This window comes from Rhizobium sp. SVR5-2C (assembly GCF_056755115.1).
The window spans coordinates 1-16802 of sequence record NZ_JBNDHT010000058.1 but is presented as its reverse complement, the minus strand read 5'-3'; the positions used below and the strand labels follow the sequence as shown (position 1 = coordinate 16802).

The following is a 16802-nucleotide window of genomic DNA, read 5'->3' as shown; positions in this document are numbered from 1 at the left end:
AGCCGCCGACCTCCCTGAAAAGGCGGCCAAGCGTAATTCGAAAAGGAAATTTGACCATGTCTTCCATCCTTCTTCTGACTTCCAGCCCGCGCGCTGAGTCCCTTTCCACGACGATTGCCGCCGATCTCGCCGAGAAGATCAAGAAGCAGCAGTCCGGCAGCGTCGTCGTAAGCCGCGACCTCGCCGCCAATCCGCTGCCGCATATCGACGATCTCTTCACCGCCGCCATCCGCAAGCCAGCCGATCAGCGCACCGCACAGGAAGCCGAAGCCGTCAAAACCTCCGATGCGCTGGTCGACGAACTGCTCGCCGCTGACACGGTCGTCATCGGCACGGGCCTCATCAACTTCAACATCTATTCGTCGCTGAAGACCTGGATCGACAATGTGGCCCGCGCCGGCCGCACCTTCAAGTACACAGAAAGCGGTCCGGTTGGCCTCGCAACCGGCAAGAAGGTCTATGTCGTTCTCGCTTCCGGCGGCGTCTATTCGCAGGGTCCGGCAGCCGGCATGAACCATGCCGTGCCTTACCTGAAGTCGGTGCTCGGCTTCCTCGGCATCACCGATATCGAGACGATCTATGTCGAAGGCCTCGCCTTTGGTCCTGAAGCTGCGGAAAAGGCAATCGGTGCCGCCAAGGCCCGTGCCGACGAGCTTGCTCTCGCGGCTTAACGGCAAGAAGCTTCAACTCGCTTCAAAAACGGCCGGCCCCTTGCCGGCCGTTTTCATTTGCCTGCGAACTCGCTGACGAAGGCTTCGACGGTTTCGAGGATTTCGGAAGCGAAGGCCTCGTCCTTGGCGATTCGGGCAAGCCCGACCGCGCCTGCCATGACCGAAGTGACAATGATCGCCTTGCGGCGCGCTTCGGCGTCCGGTCCGGCCTCCCCGGCGATCCTTTCGGTCATCTTGCCCAGATTGATCTTCATCTGCTCCGTCGCGAGCGTGCGGCACTCTTCACCGGAGCGGGCAAGATCGGCAGTCAACGCAGCAAAGGGGCAGCCTTCCCCTACACCGTTGAGGTGGCCCTTGCTCATATAGGTCGCCGCATACGCGCTAAGCGGAATGTCTTTCGGCTCCTTGCCCTGCGCCCTGACATTTGTCTCCCATGAACCGAAGGCCAGTTGCATCGCTTCGGCGACAAGCTGATCGCGGGACTCGAAGTGTTTGTAGAAGCCGCCGACCGTCAGCCCGGCTTCCTTCATGATGTCGGCCACTCCGATGCCCTCCAGACCCTTCTCGCGCAAGCGGCGGGACGCGATCTCGACGATCCGCTCGTGCGTCTTCTGCTTTTCGAGTTGTGAATGGCCCATAGGATACTCCTGGCAATGCCTCTTGACTTATCTGGATTATAAGCATAATCCTCCAGCATGGATTTCAACCATAATCCAGATTGCGTTCACTTCCAAGAGGAGCCATCCCATGCGTCTCAAGAACAAAGTTGCCCTGATCACCGGCGGCAATAGCGGCATCGGCCTTGCAACGGCCAAGGTGTTTCTGGCCGAAGGTGCGAAAGTCATTATCACCGGGCGCAATCCGGAAACGCTCGCCGCCGCGCAGAAAACGCTGGGTGAAGGCGTGCTGGCGCTGAAGGTCGATGTCACCGACGTCGCGGCCACCGAAAGGGCCTTCGCCGAAGCGGCAGCAGAGTTCGGCAAGTTCGACATCCTTTTCGCCAATGCCGGCATCGGCGGCGCAACGCCGCTCGGTCAGACATCACTTGAGCAGTTCGAGCGCATTATCAGCACCAATCTGACGGCCGTGTTCTTCACGGTTCAATCGGCGCTGCCGCATTTGAACGACGGCGCCTCGGTGATCCTCAACGGCTCAGTGCATGCGGTTCTCGGCATGCCGGGCTGGTCGGCCTATGCTGCTACCAAGGGTGCGGTCCGTTCCATGACGCGCAACATGGCATCCGAATTCGCACCTCGCGGCATTCGCGTCAACCAGGTGACCCCGGGCGGCACGAAGACGCCGATCTGGGCTCCCTATTCGCAGACGCCGGATGCAGCCGCAGCACTTGAAGAACGCATCGGTGGCATGAGCGCGCTCGGCCGCATGAGCGAAGCCGAGGAGATTGCCAAGGCCGCGCTCTACTTTGCTTCGGATGATTCATCGAACGTTACCGGGATCGAGATCACGGTTGACGGCGGGGCGACGAGCGCACCATCCGGCGCAAAGATATTCCGCGCAGCGTAAACCTCAGCCGACCTTGACGAGACCCGAGCGGCCGACAACGCAGTTGCGGCCGCTTTTCTTCGCCTGATAGAGCCGTTCATCCGCCGCGGAGAGAACGGTTGTAAAGCTCACGCCATCCTCGTCCGCCGTTGCAACGCCGATGCTGACAGTGACGGACTGCGCGTCCGGCGTCCTGACGCTCGTCGCGATCGCCCATCTGAGGCGTTCGGCGACCAGCAGCCCCTCTTGGTGGCTCGTACCCGGGCAAATAGCGACGAATTCTTCACCGCCGAAGCGGAACACCCTGTCTGCAGAACGCAGGATCGTTCCAAGCCGGGACGTGATTGCCTTCAGCACCTCGTCGCCCTGCAGGTGGCCGAAGTTATCGTTGACGTCCTTGAAATGGTCGGCGTCGATGATGATGACGGTTACGAAGTGCCCCTGACGCAACGCTTCACGCACCATCACCGGCGCTTCCAACTCCATGCGTGAGCGGTCGTAAACGCCCGTCAAAATGTCCCTGCCCGTCCGTTCGAGAAGATCATTGTACCGCTCGCGGAAGGTCAGATCGCCGAACAGGTCGCTGAGGGAGCGCGGCGCACCTGAAATAGCCTTTCGGCGAATATAAACCTCGTAGACAGCAAAGAGTGCGGTGTAGACGAAGATCGCGAACATCTTCGCGATCCAGCCGCCCCAGAACGCTGCGAGCGGCACGTCGAGGAAAAGGTGCAAGGCGCCGAAGAAGCCGATCTGGTCAAACGTCAGCAAGACAAGGCCGCAGATCATGAAACGAAAAATCACATTCCGTCTGATCCAGCGGCCGAGGCGCTCATAAAGCAGGATGATGCCGAGCGCATCGAGATAGAGCAGCGTCGTGCCCCAGACCATCAGCCAGCCCATTTCGTTCAGGAAAGCGAAATCGGCGCCGTTGCCGGGCGAAACTTCGACGGTCTGATGCAGCTGCAGAATCCAAGCGATCGCGACTGTCAGGAGATTGCCGATGAACAGGCCGTAGATCGGCTGCCGGACCGTCGAGGCGTCCTCCTGAAGATAAAGCATCAGGATCATCATCAACTTGCCAGCGAAGAACACCGACGATCCCGGCGATGCGACGCCGAAGGGTAGTGACACATAGAAAACGGCGGCGAGGTACGTCTCGAGAAAATGCATGACGCCGAGCGCCGTCATGAAGACGCCAAGGCCAAGCCGATGGCGGAAATGCAGCAAGGTCACCATCAGCGTGAAATAGCCGAGGGCTTGCAGCACAATGAGACCGAGGTTGAGAATTGCCATCACGCCTTCCGCTCTCTAACCAGATCTGCATAGCGCGATAGGGTTAAGAAACGGTCAGGTCCGGCAGTCGTCGTGAAACTAGGGGTGCATCAGGACGACGCGCATCCCGTGCTGCAGCCACTCGCCGATGGCATTCCGAGGAAGAGCATTTCAGCGTCAGGCTAAACCTGACGCTCCTTTTCGCCGTCGCCGAAAAGCGACGGGCCGTGCTGATCGATGATCTGCTGTGCCTTGCGCACGGTGCACTCGATCGCATCGTCTGAAGAGGAAAACACGTCGGCGCGGATGAAATTGCGCACCAGAACCTCGTCGCCGACCGTCTTTTCGATGCGGCCCGCCAAGCGGAACTGGCTGCCTTCCTTCCGCGGCTCGGCATAGATGGCGCAATCGCCATAAAGCTGCGGTTCGCCCTTAGGCGCTGCGCTGTCTTCGGCGGATTTGCCGCCGGAAAAGATCGAGACAATACTGGAAAAGATCGAAGCCATATATCGCATTTAGCACGGGCCGCAGCCGCCCGCAAAGTCAAATGATGAGGTTGGCGAGGATCTCGTTCTCGGTGATGTCCTCGAAGCCCAAGCCCGCCTTTTCAAAATTCGCAATCAGCGTCGCGAAGTTCTCCGGTGCCGTGGTTTCGATGCCGATCAGGACCGAACCGAAGTTGCGCGCCGTCTTCTTGAGATATTCGAAGCGGGCGATATCGTCGTCCGGACCCAGCAGATTGAGGAAATCGCGAAGTGCGCCCGGACGCTGAGGCATCCGCAGGATGAAATATTTCTTCAGACCGGCGTAGCGCATGGCGCGCTCCTTGACATCAGGCAGCCGTTCGAAGTCGAAATTGCCGCCGGAGACGATGGCAACGATGGTCTTGCCGCGGAGGGTCTGCGGATCCATCGCGGCAAGGGCAGTCAGCGACAGCGCCCCTGCAGGCTCCAGTACGACGCCTTCGACATTCAGCATTTCCGAGATCGTCACGCAGATCGCATTTTCCGGCATCAGCATGACCTGCTGCGAGGAAAAACCCTTCAGGGCCGCGAAATTGAGGTCTCCGATTCGGCCGACGGCTGCGCCATCGACGAAATTGTCGACTTTCTGGAGGGTGACCACCTCGCCCGCCTCCATGCTCCGCCTGAGACTTGGCGCGCCCGCCGGCTCGGTAAACACGAATGCGGATTTCGGCAGCGAGCCAGCAAGATAGCCGGTGATCCCCGCGGCAAGTCCGCCGCCGCCGACCGGCATGATCAGCATGTCGGGCACCCTGCCCTCCGGCAGCTGCTGCATGATCTCGGCGGCGACCGTCGCCTGTCCTTCGATGATGTCCTCATGGTCGAACGGCGGGACCATGACGCCTCCGGCAGCTTCCGCATGGTCGCGCGCGGCCTGGTAGCACTGATCGAAGAAGTCGCCATAGAGCTTGATGGTGATGAACTCCGCGCCGAAGATGCGGGTCTTGTCGATCTTCTGCTGCGGTGTGGTCACCGGCATGAAGACAACGCCCTGCACCCCGAAGTGACGGCAGACATAGGCAAAGCCCTGCGCATGATTGCCCGCCGAAGCGCAGACGAAGACGCGCTCGCCGCCGCCTTCTGCGATCGCCTTGCGGAAGAAGTTGAAGGCGCCGCGAATCTTGTAGGAACGGACAGGCGACAGGTCTTCCCGCTTCAGCCAGATTTCAGCGCCATAGCGGGCCGAAAGATGGTCGTTGAGCTGCAGCGGTGTCGCGGGAAAGAGGCTGCGCACCGCTTCTTCAGCGCGCTCTACATCCTGTCGTGTAATGGTCATCGGTGCATTCCTTATCCGGACACCGCTATGGCATAGGTCGGCTGGCAAAAGAAGCCGATTCAGCGCCCTTTCGGTTCCTGGCCCCACGGAGGGCTTTTTTAAGCGTTACGGCGGTTTATCGCCGTTGCCCGGTGCGCTTGCCTGGCAATGTTGCTAAACGTGACAGTATGATGATTTCACGTCTCCTTCGACCGCTCGCCTGGCTGCTGCTTGCGGCCATCATTTTCGTTACCGTTTCGCCGATCGAGCTCAGGCCGCATACGATCACGACCGTCGATGGCGACCGCGCGCTTGCCTATGTCGTCGCGGGCTTCGTCTTCGCAATCGCCTATCCGCGGCAGTGGAAGCTCGTCGCACTCTTCTTGATCTTCGGTGCGCTTGCGATCGAATCGTTGCAATACCTGTCGCCGACACGTCATGCGCGTCTGCACGATGTGGTTGTCAAAGCCGCCGGAGCCACGCTCGGGATTCTCGCCGGCCGCGCCGTCTACCGGCGTCTGCAGACTAGGCAGAGGATCAAAACGGTACCTGCTCAGGGATAGACCTTCCTGAGAGTTGCAAAACATCTGCTTGACTGAATCGCCCAAGTGCTTGAAGGGAAAAGGCATGCGGGCGTGGCGAAACTGGTAGACGCAAGGGACTTAAAATCCCTCGGCCTTTGGCTGTACGGGTTCGATTCCCGTCGCCCGCACCAAATAAACAGAGCGTAGCGCCGCGTGCTACGCCAGGCAGAAACTAAAAGCATCTGCATCCGCCGGACCTCGCGCCAATCGATTCGAGGGGAAATCTCGTTCCGCCAAGGCGATTCGATCTCGCGATTTTGAACAAAATCCCGCCCCTGCCGGTTATCCCGGAGAACGACGACGAGAAAGACGATGGATTTCGTAGAGGCGGTCAACGCTGCCCGATCCTGGCTGCAGACTTTCCTTCTGAACGAGTGGACGCTCTATCAGTCCGCCCTGATCCTCGTCGGTTACCTGCTTTCCGGTTTCTTGGCCAAACGGATAGAGCCGGCAGTGGAATCCCGCGCCCGTACGATCAAGGGCAATCCGGACCTGCTGCGCGTCATCATCGCGTTCATGCGGCGGCTTCGCTGGCTCTTTCTCATTGTGTGGCTTGCAATTGCGGATGTGGTCCTGCTGCGATTTGCATGGCCCTCGCACCGGTGGCTCGTGTCGACAGCACTTACGCTGGCGGTGGCGTGGTTCGTCATATCGGTGCTCACGCGCATCATCAGAAATCAAACTCTGGCGCGGGTGGTTGCCGCCGTCGGCTGGCTCTACTTTGCACTTTACGCGCTTGGGCTCGACGGCGCGCTTCTGGCAGCCCTCGATGGCGTCGCCGTCAATCTCGGTGCGGTTCGGTTGTCGATGTTGCTTGTCGTGAAGGCCATCGTCCTTTCTGTCGCGATGATCTGGCTCGCGGTGCTGATCGGCAACATGTCCTCCAACTGGATACAAAAATCCGCGGATCTCACACCATCCTTGAAGGTCCTCATCAGCAAATTGATCAAGATAGGGCTGATCGTCGTTGCGGGCGCAATTGCCCTATCTGCAACAGGCATCGACTTGACGGCACTCACGATCTTTTCGGGTGCAGTCGGCGTCGGCATCGGTTTTGGCCTGCAGAAGGTCGTCTCCAACTTCATCTCCGGAATCATCATCCTGCTCGATAAATCCATCAAACCAGGCGACACGATTACGCTGGGGGAGACTTTCGGCTCGATCCGTGACCTGCGCTCCCGCTTCGTCTCGGTCATCACCAGAGATGGCAAGGAGTATCTCATTCCGAACGAAGACTTCATTTCTCAGCAGGTCGTGAACTGGTCGTTCTCCAGTGAGTATGTCCGCATCGAAGTGAGCTTCGGAACTTCATATGACAGCGATCCGCACGAGGTTGTCCGCATCGCGATCGAGGCCGCGCAAACCATTCCCCGCGTTGCCAGCACCTACGCCAAGCCAGTCTGCTGGATGATAGGGTTTGGTGCATCATCGCTCGATTTCAAGCTGAGATTCTGGATCTCCGATCCGAGCAACGGACTGACGAACGTTCGCGGCGAAGTCCTCATGGCTTTGTGGGACGCGTTCAAGGCAGCGGGTATTTCCATCCCCTACCCGCATCGTGAAATCATCATGAAGACGCCTGTTGAGGTTACCGGCGCATAAGGGAGCGAAGGTCGGCATGGCGCAGGGAGCAGTAGCTAAGGCACGACGAGGGCTCGCCGAAGGGTTGGAAAGCGAGCCCTGTCGCACCTCGTGCCGCGGGGACCTTCAAAACCCTGCGGCAGGTGGACCCACGATCTCTGTGTGTCCCAGTAGCAGAATGCCAGATAACGCAACCACCGCAAACCCGCCCAAAGGTACTAGTACGGTATCGGACCGGTGCGCGTGCTACATGTAAGCCGCCAAGATCAACAGCGCCGCTCCGGCCGCTGCCAAACCCAGACCCAGCCAGTTTCTCGTCACTCCCAGAAAGCGAAGCCCCTGTCCGCTCGGCTCCAATGTCCGCTTGGTGTCGGTAAAGGAAGTTCGGTGCGGATCGCTGAGCGGGCGCCGGCCGAGTGCCTCCCGGAACAGGAGGAATGTTCCGCAGATCACGAGGGCTGCGCCGATCAGAACTACGGCCACGGTGTCCTCCTCTTGGCTTCCGCGCTTGATGAGGGAAAACTTCTCTACGCCACAAGTGTTCCTGGATGTCCGTGAATCGGCAGGCATGATGTTGCGAGGTGAGCGTCCAAGGTACGAAAACGGACGTAGCGCGATTACATCATTGACCGCTTATATAACCCGAATACTATGCCCCCTGCCTGTACAGGTTAGAGGGGTTTCGGATGTTCACTTCCTGCAGACCAATACGCGAAGCCGATTTCAAGATGCTGTCTGGGGCAGTTCAGGCGTGGTACCGACACTATGGGGCGTCGGTGAACGATACGAGAACCCAAGTGCTATGCAGCGCCGCCATTGATCTCTACAACGACGGACACAGGACAATCGAGGAGATCGCTTCACGGTTGATCGATACCTACAACGGGCCGGATACAACCAGGATCAATGCCGCGACGTCCATGGCGATCCACTAGCCGGCCATGCCTGCTTTGAACAAGAAACGGCGCGGCAATAAACCGCGCCGTTTCTCTGTCGTGCGTAGGTTTTAGCCGGCTAGCTTTGCGGCGAGCTTTGCAACGTGCGCGCCCTGATACTTTGCGCCCTCGAGTTCGATTGCCGAAGGCTGACGCGAGCCGTCTCCGTTCGTGATCGTCGAGGCGCCGTAGGGCGAGCCGCCCTTGATCTCATCCACGCCCATCTGGCCCTGGAAGGCATAGGGAAGACCGGCGACGACCATGCCCTGGTGCAGGAACGTCGGGATGAAGCCGAGGATGGTCGACTCCTGGCCGCCATGCTGCGTGGCGGACGAGGTGAATACCGAGCCTACCTTGCCGACGAGCTTGCCGGCGAACCAGAGGCCACCCGTCTGGTCCCAGAAGTTGCGCATCTGCGATGCAACGGTGCCGAAACGCGTGCCGGCGCCCACGATGATCGCATCGTAGTCGCTAAGCTCTTCCGGGGTAGCGATCGGAGCAGCTTGATCAAGCTTGAAGTGGGAAGCCTTGGCGACTTCTTCCGGCACCAGTTCCGGAACGCGCTTGACAGTAACCTCGGCACCGGCCGATCTGGCACCTTCCGCAACGGCATATGCCATTGTTTCGATGTGGCCATACGCGGAATAATAGAGAACGAGAACCTTCGCCATAATGAACTCCCTTGAGACATGGGCTTGAACTGGTGACGGGCGGGGTTTTAGCAGTGCGCTCCTGCCAGCATAACCCGTTCGGGAGTAACTCAGTGTTCACTCGATGTAGACGAAAATTCACTTGTCGTTTCCATTGCGCCTTGCGCGACGGAGTGCCGCCGTTTGCAACCCCGAAAAAGGGCGCTACCTTTAGCGAAGCCCCACTATTGGAAATCTTTCATGAGCAATGAAACCCTCGTCACCGCCGCCATGCTCGCCATCGGCGACGAACTCTTGTCCGGCCGGACCAAGGACAAGAATATTGGCCATCTGGCGGATATGCTTCTGCTGTCCGGCATCGATCTCAAAGAGGTGCGTATCGTCGCCGACGACGAACAGGCGATCGCCGATGCCTTGAATGCTCTGCGAAGCAAATATGATTACGTCTTCACGTCGGGCGGCATCGGCCCGACGCATGACGACATCACCGCGGATGCGGTCTCCAAGGCTTTCGGAGTGCCCTGCGAGCATGATGCGGCGGCAATGACACTGCTCGGTGACATGTACAAGCGCCGCGAGATAGAATTCACCGAAGCCCGCCAGCGCATGGCGCGCATGCCGCGCGGTGCCGCACACATCGCCAATCCCGTCTCGACTGCGCCGGGCTTCGTCATCGGCAACGTCTACGTGATGGCCGGCGTGCCGCAAGTGTTCCAGGCAATGGTCGACAATGTTCTGCCGACGCTTCGCACCGGAACGCGCATGCTCTCGCTCGCCATCGCCTCTCCCTATGCGGAGGGCGAGATCGGCATGCCGCTCGCCGCCATTCAAAAGGCCCATCCGGAAACCAGCATCGGCTCTTATCCGCGCTACATCGGCCAGAAATTTTCAACGGAAATCGTCGTGCGCGGCCGGTCGCAGGCAACCGTGGACGCCGCAGGCGCCGAAGTTCACGCCATGATCGAGGACATTCGCAAAGCCAGGGAGATTTCGGAAAACCATTCCGCAGAAGCTTGAGCCGTTCACGCAGGGATTACCCTCGCCCGGAACCGTTCCGGCAGCGAACGCATTCCTTGCCTGCGGAGCTTATTTTCAGCCGCCAAGGAGAATTGATATGTCTTACAAAACCATACTCACCATTCTCGATACGGCCGACTGCAGCCGCGCTGCCGCCGATTTTGCGTTTTCCATTGCCGCCGAACACGACGCTCACGTCATCGGGCTCCATGCCGAAAGCATTTCAGCAGTCCCGCTGGTTGCGCCGATGGAAATTCCCGATCCGGTCGCCCTTCAGGCCCTGCAGGATATGGCCCACACCGAGACCGTCGAGGTGGAGCGCATCTTTCGCCAGAAAGCCGGGGCTTCGGGCGTGTCGTTCGAATGGCGCAGCTTTGCCACCGCGGCGGGATACGGTTCGGCCCCGCTGATCGAGAGCGCCCGCAGCGCGGACCTCTTGATTGCCTCGCAGGCTGATCCTTCGAAGCCGTCGGACAACCAAGCCGACATCGACAGTTTCCTCTTCGAAAGCGGCCGCCCGGTTCTGATCATCCCCTACATCATGCGCCAGCCAAAGCCGATCAAACGGGTGATGATCGCCTGGAACGGCTCGAAAGAGGCCGCACGCGCGACATTCGATGCCATGCCGTTCCTGAAGGCGGCCGATGAGGTCGAAGTGTTCTCCGTCGACCCTGTGGACACGGCGATGCAGACCGCGGGCCTGGCGGGAGCCGAGATCGCCGCAACCCTTGCCCGCCACGGCGTGAAGGCCACGCTTGCGGTCGCCGAAAGCGCTCACAAGAGCGCTTCGAGCGTGATTGAAAACCGCCTCTCTGACAGCAGCATCGACCTTCTCGTCATGGGCGCCTACACGCATTCGCGCCTCTGGCAGATGATCTTCGGCGGCACGACGAAAGCTGTGCTGCAGTCGATGACCGCACTCACGCTGCTCTCCCGCTGACGAAGCGGCGGGACTTGCGTTTTGGATGCAAATCCCGCTAATTGCAGCGACCGGCGACTGCCTCCGGCATTTCCTTTCGCGCAGTTCAGGCTGCGCGATTTGTGTTTGACGGACTGCGTTTGATCGCCGGCGGTTTGCCTCTTTACGCCTGCGGAGCAGTTCGATGTCCCTCCCCGATAAAGCCTTTCCCGTTTCCTGGGATCAGTTCCATCGCGATGCCCGCGCGCTTGCCTGGCGCATCGCCGGCCTTAACAAAGAATTCAAGGGCATCGTCTGCATCACCCGTGGCGGACTGGTGCCGGCGGCGATCATCTGCCGGGAACTCAACATCCGCCTGATCGAAACGGTCTGCGTCGCCTCCTATCACGACTATGTGAACCAAGGGGACATGATGGTGCTGAAGGGCATTGCGCCGGAACTCAAGGAGAATGGCGGCGAAGGAATCCTCGTCGTCGACGATCTGACCGATACCGGCAAGACGGCGGTGCAGGTCCGCGCCATGCTCCCCAAGGCGCATTTCGCCTGCGTCTATGCCAAGCCCCTCGGCGTGCCGACGATTGACACCTTCGTGACGGAAGTCAGCCAGGATACCTGGATCTACTTCCCCTGGGACATGGGCTTCAGCTACCAGGAGCCGATTGCCAAAGCACCGCGCTGACGCTGCCCTGCCATCCCGGCAAAGCCTCATGCTGCGCCGGTTGGCAGTTGGCAATCTTGCGGATCTACGGTGTGGCGCGATTACCAGGGCACAGGTCGATGCCTGTTCGTGGCCCGAATCACACAGAGCAACCGTCCGAGGCAAGAAAGACGGCATTCCGGGACGGATTAAAGTCCTCACGCTGCTCTCGACGCCTTCTGGGGGCTCTCCGAATCGCAATGCCGATTGAGGCGAGAAATACAACTGATAGGTTTGGATTTCGGTCGACTTTTTCTTCTCGCCTGCGCTTTTGGGCACTTGGGACCCTCAAAACCCCTGAGGATCAGGCGCTTCAGGCTTTTCCCCAGTCTCCACAGCCCCGTCCACAATATGTTGTGGTGAATGCTTCCTTAACGACCACCCCTTGACGGAATCACCTGTTTCTCACTTAATGATTTCCGATGTTTCGGCGGTAGCTGAACCGGAATTAACGAGGCCGGTTCTTTTCAAAACTCAAGCGTGAATCAAGGCATTGCATCCATGACGGGGGCCTGCCCCTGAGGGATTTTGCGCGCGATTTTGTTCTTCAAAAAGTGACATCCGGGACTGGCGATAAGAAGCTGTTAATACTATATTTAGCGTTTGCAGCCACCATCACCACAAGATACAGGGAAGTCATTCTGCAATGACACTCCTGTCACGATACGGAAACGAGAACTGGCTGCGCATCTTCCGGCGCCGCCGGATGAGGAAACTTGCGCCTTGGTCAAGGGGATGGGGGCGCGCAAATAGAGGTTCAAGGAAATGCGCATAGAACGCCGTTTCACAAAGGCAGGTCAAAGCGCTTACGCGGAGATCGAATTCCGCAAGGCGACGAGCGAGATCAAGAACCCCGACGGTTCGATCGTTTTCCGCCTGGAGAACATTGACGTTCCCGCGCAGTTCTCCCAGGTCGCGGCCGACATCCTGGCGCAGAAGTATTTCCGCAAGGCCGGCGTTCCGGCAAAGCTGAAGAAGGTTGAGGAAAACGACGTTCCTTCCTTCCTGTGGCGCTCCGTTGCCGACGAAGCCGCGTTGAAGAGCCTTCCGAAGGAAGAGCAGTATAGCTCGGAAACCGATGCGCGCCAGGTCTTCGACCGTCTTGCCGGCACCTGGACCTATTGGGGCTGGAAGGGCGGCTATTTCTCGTCCGAAGAAGATGCCTCTGCCTTCAAGGACGAGCTTGCCTACATGCTCGCCACCCAGCGTGTTGCCCCGAACTCCCCGCAGTGGTTCAACACCGGCCTGCACTGGGCCTACGGCATCGACGGCCCCGGCCAGGGTCACTTCTATGTCGACCCCTTTACCGGCAAGCTGGTGAAGTCGAAGTCTGCCTATGAGCACCCGCAGCCGCATGCCTGCTTCATCCAGTCCGTCGAAGACGACCTCGTTAACGAGGGCGGCATCATGGACCTCTGGGTGCGCGAAGCGCGCCTCTTCAAGTACGGCTCCGGCACCGGCTCCAACTTCTCGATGCTGCGCGGCGAAGGCGAAAAGCTGTCCGGCGGCGGCCGTTCCTCCGGCCTGATGAGCTTCCTGAAGATCGGCGACCGCGCTGCCGGCGCGATCAAGTCGGGCGGCACGACGCGCCGCGCCGCCAAGATGGTCGTCGTCGACATCGACCATCCGGATATCGAGGAATACATCAACTGGAAGGTCAAGGAAGAGCAGAAGGTTGCCGCCCTCGTCACCGGTTCCAAGATCGTCGCCAAGCATCTGAAGGCGATCATGAAGGCCTGCGTGAACTGCGAAGGCGGCGATGACGGCGATTGCTTCGACCCGAACAAAAACCCTGCGCTGAAGCGCGAAATCCGCGCTGCCAAGAAGGACCAGGTTCCGGAGAACTACGTCCAGCGCGTCATCCAGTTCGCTCGCCAGGGCTACACGGACATGGAGTTCAAGACCTACGATACGGACTGGGATAGCGAAGCCTACCTCACCGTTTCCGGCCAGAACTCCAACAACTCCGTCTCGATCAAGGACGACTTCCTGCGCGCCGTCGAAAACGACGGCGACTGGCACCTGACCGCCCGCAAGGACGGCAAGGTCATGAAGACGCTGAAGGCCCGCGACCTCTGGGAATCGATCTCGTACGCCGCCTGGGCATCGGCGGACCCCGGCCTGCACTTCAACACGACGATGAACGACTGGCACACCTCGCCGGCCGGCGGCCAGATCCGCGGCTCGAACCCGTGCTCGGAATACATGTTCCTCGACGACACGGCCTGCAACCTCGCCTCGCTGAACCTGCTGCAGTTCAAGGACAGGGCGACGAAGCGCATCGACATCGCCGACTACGAACATGCCGTCCGCCTGTGGACCGTCGTGCTCGAAGTCTCGGTCATGATGGCGCAGTTCCCGTCGAAGCGGATCGCCGAACTCTCCTACGAATACCGCACGCTCGGCCTCGGCTACGCGAATATCGGCGGCCTGCTGATGTCGTCCGGCATTCCCTACGACAGCGCAGAAGGCCGCGCCATCGCGGGCTCGCTGACGGCGATCATGACCGGCATCTGCTACGCAACATCAGCCGAAATGGCTGCCGAGCTCGGACCGTTCCCGAACTTCGCACCGAACCGCGAGAGCATGCTGCGCGTCATGCGCAACCATCGCCGCGCCGCCTACGGCGAGACCTCCGGCTACGAAGCGCTGTCGGTCAACCCGGTTGCGCTGATCCACTCCGAAAACCCGGACCAGGATCTCGCCGCCCATGCCAAGTGCGCCTGGGACAAGGCCATCGAACTCGGCGAGAAGCACGGCTACCGCAATGCGCAGGTCTCGGTCATCGCACCGACCGGCACGATCGGCCTTGTCATGGACTGCGACACGACCGGCATCGAGCCCGACTTCGCACTGGTCAAGTTCAAGAAGCTTGCCGGCGGCGGCTACTTCAAGATCATCAACCGCGCCGTTCCGGAGGCTCTCCGCACGCTGGGCTATTCGGAAAGCCAGATCGCCGAGATCGAAGCTTACGCTGTCGGCCACGGCAACCTGAACCAGGCACCGGCTATCAACCCCTCGACGTTGAAGGCCAAGGGCTTCACCGACGAGAAGGTCGAGGCGGTCAACGGCGCACTGAAGAGTGCCTTCGACATCAAGTTCGTCTTCAACCAGTGGACGCTCGGCACCGACTTCCTCAAGGAAACCCTGAAGGTTTCCGACGAGCAGCTCTCCGACATGAGCTTCAACCTGCTCGATCATCTCGGCTTCTCGAAGAAAGACATCGAAGCGGCAAACGTTCACGTTTGCGGTGCGATGACGCTTGAGGGCGCGCCGTTCCTGAAGAACGAGCACCTCGCCGTCTTCGATTGCGCCAACCCCTGCGGCAAGATCGGCAAGCGCTACCTCTCGGTCGAGAGCCACATCCGCATGATGGCGGCTGCCCAGCCCTTCATCTCGGGTGCGATCTCCAAGACGATCAACATGCCGAACGATGCCACCGTCGAGGATTGCAAGAGCGCCTACATGCTCTCCTGGAAGCTCGGCCTCAAGGCGAACGCGCTTTACCGCGACGGTTCCAAGCTGTCGCAGCCGCTGAACGCCTCGCTGATCGAGGAGGAAGGCGACGAGGATGCGCTGGAAGAGCTGCTGCAGCAGCCGGTCGCGGCCCAGGCCGTCACCGTCACCGAGAAGATCATCGAGCGTGTGATCGAACGCGTCACCCGCGAGCGTGAAAAGCTGCCGAACCGCCGCCAGGGCTATACCCAGAAGGCCGCCGTCGGCGGACACAAGGTGTACCTGCGCACCGGCGAATTCGGCGATGGCCGCCTCGGCGAAATCTTCATCGACATGCACAAGGAAGGTGCGGCCTTCCGGGCGATGATGAACAACTTCGCGATCGCCATCTCGCTCGGCCTGCAGTACGGCGTGCCGCTCGAAGAATATGTGGAGGCCTTCACCTTCACCAAGTTCGAGCCGGCCGGCATGGTCATCGGCAACGACGCGATCAAGAACGCCACGTCGATCCTCGACTACGTGTTCCGCGAACTCGCCGTCTCCTACCTCGGCCGCCACGATCTGGCGCATGTCGACACGTCGGACTTCTCCAACACGGCGCTCGGCAAGGGCATCCAGGAAGGCAAGACGAACCTCGTCTCGACCGGCTGGACCCGCGGCTATAAGCCGACGCTGGTTCCCGGCACCGGCGGCGACCGTCAGGTCGGCGAGCCGAAGGGTGCGGCCACCGCCGCCCCCGCCCGCGCCTCTTCAGGTGGCACGGTCACCTCGTTCGCAGGCGCTGCCGCCCGCAAGCTGGAACCGACCGTCGCCATCTCCACCTCCGAAATCGTCGCCTTCAAGCGCGATTACGAGGAGCGCGCCAAGGAATTGGCCGAAGAGATCGCCGAAGAGGTGAGCGAGGAACTTGTCAGCGAAGACCAGGCAACCGCCCTCTTCTCCGACAAGGCCGCAGCCGACGCTGCATCGGCGAAGACGGAAGCCAAGAAGGTCGAAGCCGAACGCCGCGCCCGCTCCATCATGCAGGGCTACACCGGCAACATGTGCTCCGAGTGCCAGAACTTCACGATGGTGCGCAACGGCACCTGCGAGAAGTGCGACACCTGCGGAAGTACGAGCGGTTGCAGCTGATGAGCTAATTCACAATGGATGGATGGGATAAGATAAGTAAGGGCGCTTCGGCGCCCTTACTGTTTGCGGACGACGCTTTCTCCAGCCTCATCCTGAGGTGCGAAGCCCGAAGGGCGCAGCCTCGAAGGATCGGAGGCTGGCCACTACCGAAGCTCCATTACCCGCCCTCGTCCTTCGAGGCTGCGGCTTCGCCTGCGCGCCTCAGGATGAGGGCTGATCGTCTGCGCCTTGCTGGCAAGTCAAATGCGGATGTCGCCATGACGTCTGGCTAAGTCTACGCTTGCAGCGTCTCTGTTCTCCGCGCGCCCAATCCAGCCTCATCCTGAGGTGTGGAGCCCGAAGGGTGCGGCCTCGAAGGATCGGAGGCTGGCCGCCGCGGGTGCCCACATCACCCGCCCTCGTCCTTCGAGGCTCCGGCTGCGCCTGCGCACCTCAGGATGAGGGCTGATCGTCTACGCCTTGCTGGCAAGTCAAAGGCGGCGTGAGCCATGACGTCCGGCTAAATTCTACGCTTGCAGTGTCTCTGCTCCCCGCGCGCCCAATCCAGCCTCATCCTGAGGTGTGGAGCCCGAAGGGTGCGGCCTCGAAGGATCGGAGGCTGGCCGCC

General features: G+C 60.3%; 15 protein-coding genes and 1 tRNA gene. 10 read left to right on the top strand and 6 right to left on the bottom strand.

The genetic code is table 11. The annotated features are described in order from the left end of the window. Positions 1-56 precede the first annotated feature (56 nt). Positions 57-671: an FMN-dependent NADH-azoreductase gene (locus tag ACPYOI_RS17760; protein ID WP_481418172.1), complete on the top strand. Its 615-nt coding sequence runs from the start codon at positions 57-59 to the stop codon at positions 669-671. Between the two features lie 53 nt (positions 672-724). On the opposite strand, the gene ACPYOI_RS17755 is transcribed toward ACPYOI_RS17760, so the two are convergent. Then, on the bottom strand, positions 725-1309 hold the full coding sequence (locus ACPYOI_RS17755) for a TetR/AcrR family transcriptional regulator (RefSeq protein WP_481418171.1): 585 nt from the start codon (positions 1307-1309) through the stop codon (positions 725-727). A 109-nt stretch (positions 1310-1418) separates the two neighbouring features. Between ACPYOI_RS17755 and ACPYOI_RS17750 the strand changes: the two genes are divergently transcribed. Next, positions 1419-2195 (top strand): SDR family oxidoreductase, encoded by a 777-nt coding sequence (locus tag ACPYOI_RS17750; protein ID WP_481418170.1) that lies wholly within the window; start codon positions 1419-1421, stop codon positions 2193-2195. A gap of 3 nt (positions 2196-2198) precedes the next feature. On the opposite strand, the gene ACPYOI_RS17745 is transcribed toward ACPYOI_RS17750, so the two are convergent. From ACPYOI_RS17745 to ilvA, 3 genes are all read right to left on the bottom strand, one after another. After that, positions 2199-3470, bottom strand: coding sequence for a GGDEF domain-containing protein (locus tag ACPYOI_RS17745; protein WP_481418169.1), 1272 nt, complete (start codon positions 3468-3470; stop codon positions 2199-2201). A 158-nt stretch (positions 3471-3628) separates the two neighbouring features. Continuing rightward, complete coding sequence (locus tag ACPYOI_RS17740; protein ID WP_168829407.1) at positions 3629-3952, bottom strand: HlyU family transcriptional regulator; 324 nt, start codon at positions 3950-3952, stop codon at positions 3629-3631. 37 nt (positions 3953-3989) lie between these two features. Then, the gene (gene ilvA, locus ACPYOI_RS17735) at positions 3990-5240 is read right to left on the bottom strand and encodes a threonine ammonia-lyase (protein ID WP_481418203.1); all 1251 of its coding nucleotides are present in this window, start codon (positions 5238-5240) and stop codon (positions 3990-3992) included. Positions 5241-5413: 173 nt separating this feature from the next. Here ilvA and ACPYOI_RS17730 point away from each other — a divergent pair, with 173 nt between their 5' ends. The 3 genes from ACPYOI_RS17730 (at position 5414) to ACPYOI_RS17720 (ending at position 7411) form a co-directional block, all read left to right on the top strand. Beyond that, positions 5414-5788 carry a VanZ family protein gene (locus ACPYOI_RS17730; protein ID WP_481418168.1) on the top strand — a complete coding sequence of 125 codons (375 nt, stop codon included), beginning with the start codon at positions 5414-5416 and terminating at the stop codon, positions 5786-5788. Positions 5789-5854: 66 nt separating this feature from the next. Beyond that, positions 5855-5940 (top strand) — tRNA-Leu (locus ACPYOI_RS17725). A 181-nt stretch (positions 5941-6121) separates the two neighbouring features. Further along, positions 6122-7411, top strand: a complete 1290-nt coding sequence (locus tag ACPYOI_RS17720; protein ID WP_481418167.1) for a mechanosensitive ion channel family protein — start codon at positions 6122-6124, stop codon at positions 7409-7411. Between the two features lie 225 nt (positions 7412-7636). Here the strand turns inward: ACPYOI_RS17720 and ACPYOI_RS17715 are convergent, their stop codons facing one another. Continuing rightward, positions 7637-7873 (bottom strand): hypothetical protein, encoded by a 237-nt coding sequence (locus tag ACPYOI_RS17715; protein WP_481418166.1) that lies wholly within the window; start codon positions 7871-7873, stop codon positions 7637-7639. Between the two features lie 293 nt (positions 7874-8166). On the opposite strand from ACPYOI_RS17715, the gene ACPYOI_RS17710 reads away from it, so the two are divergent. After that, entirely contained in the window at positions 8167-8325 is a 159-nt protein-coding gene (locus ACPYOI_RS17710) for a hypothetical protein (RefSeq protein WP_312862106.1), read from the top strand. Between the two features lie 71 nt (positions 8326-8396). On the opposite strand, the gene wrbA is transcribed toward ACPYOI_RS17710, so the two are convergent. Next, entirely contained in the window at positions 8397-8996 is a 600-nt protein-coding gene (gene wrbA / locus ACPYOI_RS17705) for an NAD(P)H:quinone oxidoreductase type IV (protein WP_481418165.1), read from the bottom strand. A 219-nt stretch (positions 8997-9215) separates the two neighbouring features. Here wrbA and ACPYOI_RS17700 point away from each other — a divergent pair, with 219 nt between their 5' ends. The 4 genes from ACPYOI_RS17700 (at position 9216) to ACPYOI_RS17685 (ending at position 16195) form a co-directional block, all read left to right on the top strand. Next, complete coding sequence (locus ACPYOI_RS17700; RefSeq protein ID WP_481418164.1) at positions 9216-9992, top strand: competence/damage-inducible protein A; 777 nt, start codon at positions 9216-9218, stop codon at positions 9990-9992. A gap of 97 nt (positions 9993-10089) precedes the next feature. Beyond that, complete coding sequence (locus ACPYOI_RS17695) at positions 10090-10932, top strand: universal stress protein (RefSeq protein ID WP_481418163.1); 843 nt, start codon at positions 10090-10092, stop codon at positions 10930-10932. Positions 10933-11095: 163 nt separating this feature from the next. After that, positions 11096-11590: a xanthine phosphoribosyltransferase gene (gene gpt, locus ACPYOI_RS17690; RefSeq protein ID WP_168829399.1), complete on the top strand. Its 495-nt coding sequence runs from the start codon at positions 11096-11098 to the stop codon at positions 11588-11590. 783 nt (positions 11591-12373) lie between these two features. Beyond that, positions 12374-16195: a vitamin B12-dependent ribonucleotide reductase gene (locus ACPYOI_RS17685; RefSeq protein ID WP_481418162.1), complete on the top strand. Its 3822-nt coding sequence runs from the start codon at positions 12374-12376 to the stop codon at positions 16193-16195. The last annotated feature ends 607 nt before the right edge of the window (positions 16196-16802 follow it).